The 4,573-nt window shown below is 63.4% G+C and carries 5 protein-coding genes; 1 reads left to right on the top strand and 4 read right to left on the bottom strand.

Annotation, left to right across the window (positions count from 1 at the left end; genetic code table 11):
* Positions 1-284 (bottom strand): hypothetical protein (locus ACY693_RS15505; RefSeq protein WP_462322715.1); only part of this gene is annotated, 284 nt, incomplete at its 3' end.
* Positions 285-385: 101 nt separating this feature from the next.
* On the opposite strand from ACY693_RS15505, the gene ACY693_RS15500 reads away from it, so the two are divergent.
* Positions 386-727 (top strand): hypothetical protein, encoded by a 342-nt coding sequence (locus ACY693_RS15500; protein ID WP_462322714.1) that lies wholly within the window; start codon positions 386-388, stop codon positions 725-727.
* A gap of 136 nt (positions 728-863) precedes the next feature.
* On the opposite strand, the gene ACY693_RS15495 is transcribed toward ACY693_RS15500, so the two are convergent.
* From ACY693_RS15495 to ACY693_RS15485, 3 genes are all read right to left on the bottom strand, one after another.
* On the bottom strand, positions 864-2,690 hold the full coding sequence (locus ACY693_RS15495; protein WP_462322713.1) for a V-type ATPase 116kDa subunit family protein: 1,827 nt from the start codon (positions 2,688-2,690) through the stop codon (positions 864-866).
* Positions 2,691-2,760: 70 nt separating this feature from the next.
* Positions 2,761-2,988 carry a glycine zipper domain-containing protein gene (locus ACY693_RS15490; RefSeq protein WP_462322712.1) on the bottom strand — a complete coding sequence of 76 codons (228 nt, stop codon included), beginning with the start codon at positions 2,986-2,988 and terminating at the stop codon, positions 2,761-2,763.
* Positions 2,981-3,406 carry a translocation/assembly module TamB domain-containing protein gene (locus ACY693_RS15485; protein ID WP_462322716.1) on the bottom strand — a complete coding sequence of 142 codons (426 nt, stop codon included), beginning with the start codon at positions 3,404-3,406 and terminating at the stop codon, positions 2,981-2,983. The genes ACY693_RS15490 and ACY693_RS15485 overlap by 8 nt, the downstream gene beginning before the upstream one ends.
* Between the last annotated feature and the right edge of the window lie 1,167 nt (positions 3,407-4,573).

Raw genomic sequence — 4,573 nt, 5'->3', positions numbered from 1 at the left:
ATCTCGGTGTCGAATGAGCCGAAGGTCAGCGCCGGCGAGCGCGTGTTGCCGAGCCGCTCGAATAACGGCTGGTCACCATCCTCAGCGAGACGATTGGTGGCGAAGAAGAAGCGAAACACATCGGCGTCATCGACGCGCGCAACCTGCATGCGCCGAAACTCGAAGGATTCAGCGTGGCTCAAGGCCCGATTGGTGGCGATGAAAAACAGGTAGCCACCAACGGCAGCGAGCAGGGTCAGCACGAGGCTACTGATCCAAAGCGCGCGTTTGGCGGATGCTTTCATCGTCTATCGTCCGACGTCTTGATGGCTCAGGTGAGAGACTAACTCACCTTTCTGCAGCCTTTCGATCCCGAAAACGTCGGTTGGTCTTGGTGCACGGCCTGATGACCACGCCGCAGATGTGGAACCGGCTAGTGCGCGAGCTGATGGCGGACTCGAGCGTGCGCAAGCGCTACCAATTCTGGTCCTTCTACTATCCAACCGCACAGCCGGTGCCACTCCCGGCCATGCAGCTGCGTGATGAGCTCGATCAGGCCGTGGCGGTGCATGGGCCAACCGAACCGATGGCCAGCGCCGAGTCTGAGGTGGTGGTGCCGACCGGCCACGGCGGTTTCGCACATCCGCTCGCGGTGCAAGAGCTCATTGGCATCTTGCATCAGGATCTGGCAGCGAGCGGCGAGGAGGTGGCCGCTGTTGCTCGCGGCAATTCGAGGGCCGCTCCTTAGTCCATTGTGAAGCCCGCGACGCGAACTGAAACTGGAGCATCAAGATGCCTCCCTCCCAGTTGAGCGTTTCCAGGACAGCCAAGCACCGATGCGTGCGGATGTCTGCCCACTCGTGATGCAGATTGCTGATTGGGCCTCAATGGCTATTGGGCGGTTGGTGGAGTGGCTGATAGATGCGGCCATCGGCCTGCAGGAAGCGGATGAAGAACTCGAACAGCACCAGCCGGGTGGTCTGTACGAACACGATCAGACCCTCGAGCACGACGGCGAACAGATTGCCAAGCACCAGGATCAGCAGCCAGCCCACGGGATGCTGCACCGTGTCGGCGAGCGCCATGATCGCGTGCGAGAGCGCCGCATGGGCGAGCGCGAAGGCGCCGACACGCAGAAAGGAGAGGGTGTTCAGGGCCAGCTCGAAGAGACTCAGCAACAGCTGTCCGAGCGCTGCGCCGAGTGTCGCTAGCAGCCGCTCACTGGCCTGCATGGCACTGCCGACCAGGTAGTGCAGCAGCGCCAGGGGTACCAGCCAGAGAATGTCGTGCACGAAGGGGGCAAGCAAGAGCAGCAGGTACAGCAGCAGCACCGCTGCCTCCACCTGCAGCCATTGCCGCAGCCTGCCTCGCCACTGCGCCTCCAGCCCGGCGAAGACTAATCCGAGTAGGAGCAGCAGGACGCCGAACAGCATCGGTACGCCAAGCACCATCATCGGCGCTTCGAGCGGCTTCAGCCAGAGCGCCGGGATGAGATCCTCGAAGCCGAAGATGTCGCCAAAGAGCAGGCCGAAGAACACCGCCGAGAGGCCGCAAGGCAGCAGGAAGCGGATCGCCGGCCAGCGCTGCCAGAAGAGCATCGCGAACGCCGCCAGCATCAGTCCGTGACCGACGTCGGGAAACATGTAGCCGAACAGCAGCGGCACGATGAGCGCGAGCACACCACTGGGGTCCACCTCGGCATGGCCGGGCGTGCCCCACATCAGCAGTAGCGGTCGGAATGGCTGCGCCCACCAGGTATCGAGGGTCATCACCGGTGAGCTGACCGAGGGTGGCGGCTCGGGGAAGCGCATGATCGCGCGGATATCGGCATCCCGTAAGCGATGTTGGAGCTGCGTCGGATCGGGCGCGATGGTCCAGCCCGTGATGTGGCAGAGGTCGTGCGAACCGAGCTGATGCGCGGCATGCTCCAGGTACCAGGCCAGGGTCTCGAGGTTGGCGTGGGCTACAGCGACCTTCGGATCAGCGCGCAGTTGCGCAAGCTCGCTGTCGATCTGGTCGATGCGCGCCCGTTTGTGACGACGAAGCGAGTCGATGTCTCGACCTTGTTGGCTGTGATCTGTGCTCAGCCAATTTGGGATGCCAACGGGCTCGCAGCCCTGCTCCAAGACCATGCGGCGCACCATGTCGCTGTCTTCGGGTTCGCCGAGCAGCAGCGCAAAGTCGTGCTTGGAGCCACGGACGACCCGGTGCACCAGCGCTTGGAGCGCGGGCTCGCGATCGCTGTTGTCCTGCGGACAGGCAAACAGACACTTGCACAGGAAATGGCTGTGCTGGTTCAGCCCATCCAGGTCGAGACCTGCTGCCTGCAGGGTCGCAAGGCCCTCATCCAATAGTTCTAGATAGTCGAGCTCGGCCTGCAATTGGTCCAGATGCTCGTGCAGATAATCGAGACGCTTGGCCCAGACCTGCAGCTGTTGCAGGGCGAGGCTGGTCAGATGCAGGGGGTTGCCGACGAGTGCGGTTGGCTTCGATTGGCTACTGGGGAGGTCCTCGCGGTAGGCCTCAGCGAGCGCCCGGAACCGCAGGATATAACTGTGCAGCTTGCGGGTATCAACGCGTTCTGGGACTCGCGGGTCGAGCTCGAGCTGAACCGCCCCGGAGCTAGCCAGGAGATCGGTTGCGAGCAGGCTCTGCTCGCGCGGAACATAGGTCTCGAACCAGCAGGCTTGGATCGGACGAAGTCTGAGCATGACAGATGGCCTCTCGCCGGTACGGGTGCTTCCTTTAGGCCTCGCTTGGCCGCGACAGCGGCGTTCATGCTCAGTCGATATTGCCCTTCTGATGTTGATCGTACAGATAGCCGCCGAGGGCGCCGACGCCAGCCCCGATCAAGGCACCGGCCCCCGCGTCGGCGGAGAGCGATCCAAGGGCTGCACCGGCAGCGGCGCCGAAGAGTCCGGCGCTTGCTGCGCGCTCGGTCGTGGTGGTGCCGCAGGCGCTGAGGGCAAACGGGCTGGTCAGGATCAGGACAAGCGCGAGCTTAGGCATCGAGCAAGACTTCCGTTGTAGTTGGCAAGTCGACCACCGACCGCCGCATCTTGATCATACCGCCGCTGTCAGAGCCGGCAAACCCCAGCGAATACTCAAGCTCGAAGGCGGCACCGGCGCGCGCCCCGCCATGGGCGCCGACATCGGTCTCAAGACGAATCTGCGGGCTGAGCTCCATGCGCAATATGCCCTGGGTGTCACCGGCTCGCGTCCCTTGGCGGGCGCTGAGGTAGATGCGCTCGCTGAGGTAGCGGCCGCCCTCGAGGACAGCGTCCGCGCGGCCTTGACGCCCGGCGCCGCTGTCGACGCGAAAGCGATCGAGTCCGAGTCCAATGCGGGTGCGCTCGAGCAAGCCGAGCCCCGGGTTATCGATGCCGGCAAGAGATGTGGCAGCGAGACCGAGACGAGCGAGCTGCAGTGCCGAAATCCCGCGTCGATATCGCCTCCTGCGCGCAACGAGAGCGCTCCGAGCGTCGTAAACGGCGAGCCCTGAATCTGACCACCCAGATCCAGATTGGCACGGTTGCCGATCGATGCCTGTGCCTCGACGGTGGTTGCTTGCGGTCCGACGTCTAGGGCTAACCGCAGCTCGCCGGCAGCGCTGAGCTGGATCTCGCTGGCAGAGGCTGTCTGCCCCAAGCGCAATCTGCCGTCCATCGTCAGTAGCAAGCGGGATAGATCGAGGCGAACGGCTCTATCATCGCGCTCGGCGACGTCGGGGAACGCGATCCTGAGCCTTGTCTCGACCGCGCCTTCACCTGACAGCGTCGCAGAGCCACGGACCGACAGCGCTGGCACGGCCGCGATCAGCCCGCTCAGGTGTAGACGATTGATCTCGAGCCGCTGCAGGCTGATTGCGACTGGGGGCGGCCAATCGCGACGAGCGTCATTGCGGCCGTGCGGCTGACGCGGCAGGTCGACGGCATCCGCCTTGAGGACGCGGATCTCGAGCTTAGCGGCCAAGACAAAGGCTGTCCGTGACAACGCTGCCGAGCCCGATACCGCAGGCTCCTGTCAGGCAACGTCTCGACACTGGGCTTCGGTGGGGAAAAAGAGGTTTCAGAAGGTCGTTCTCAGCAGCGACGCCCGAATCGCGCTCTCGCTGCCGAGAGCTGCGGATGATGATGCTATCGTTATCTGATCATTCTTGACACGCAGGAGGCGAGACATCGTGCTTCAACCGACAAATGCTGTGCATCGGCTTAGTTTGCCAATGATCGCTCTGGCGACCTCTTGCGTCGCGTTACCAGCCGTCGCCAACCCTCCGGCAGGGATGCAATCCTGCGCGCAGATCAGCGATGGTCAGCGCCGTTTGGCCTGTTACGACCAGCTCGCTGGTCGTGCGCCAGCGTTGGCTCCGCTCCCAACAGCGAAGCCCAGCACAGCCGACCCAGCCGCTCGCAAACCGATGCAGATCGCCACGGCGGATGAGAAAGAAGCGGATTTCAGCGAGGCAGCGCTGACAGCATCTGAGCCATCAGCGTCGATGCTCGATCAAGCCTGGAGTTTTGAGCCCGATAGCGATCGCTATCTGATCAAGCTCTACCGTCCCAATTACCTCAACCCGGTGCGCTATCAGAGCCGC

The organism is Halochromatium sp. (assembly GCF_054919635.1).
The sequence above is the reverse complement of the archived record's forward strand: the minus strand, read 5'-3'. Positions and strand labels throughout refer to the sequence as shown.

Excerpts from the sequence above, each read along its gene's own strand:
- ACY693_RS15500 (WP_462322714.1), top strand. The coding sequence starts at position 386 with ATGACCACGCCGCAGATGTGGAACCGGCTAGTGCGCGAGCTGATGGCG.
- ACY693_RS15495 (WP_462322713.1), bottom strand. The coding sequence starts at position 2,690 with ATGCTCAGACTTCGTCCGATCCAAGCCTGCTGGTTCGAGACCTATGTT.
- ACY693_RS15490 (WP_462322712.1), bottom strand. The coding sequence starts at position 2,988 with ATGCCTAAGCTCGCGCTTGTCCTGATCCTGACCAGCCCGTTTGCCCTC.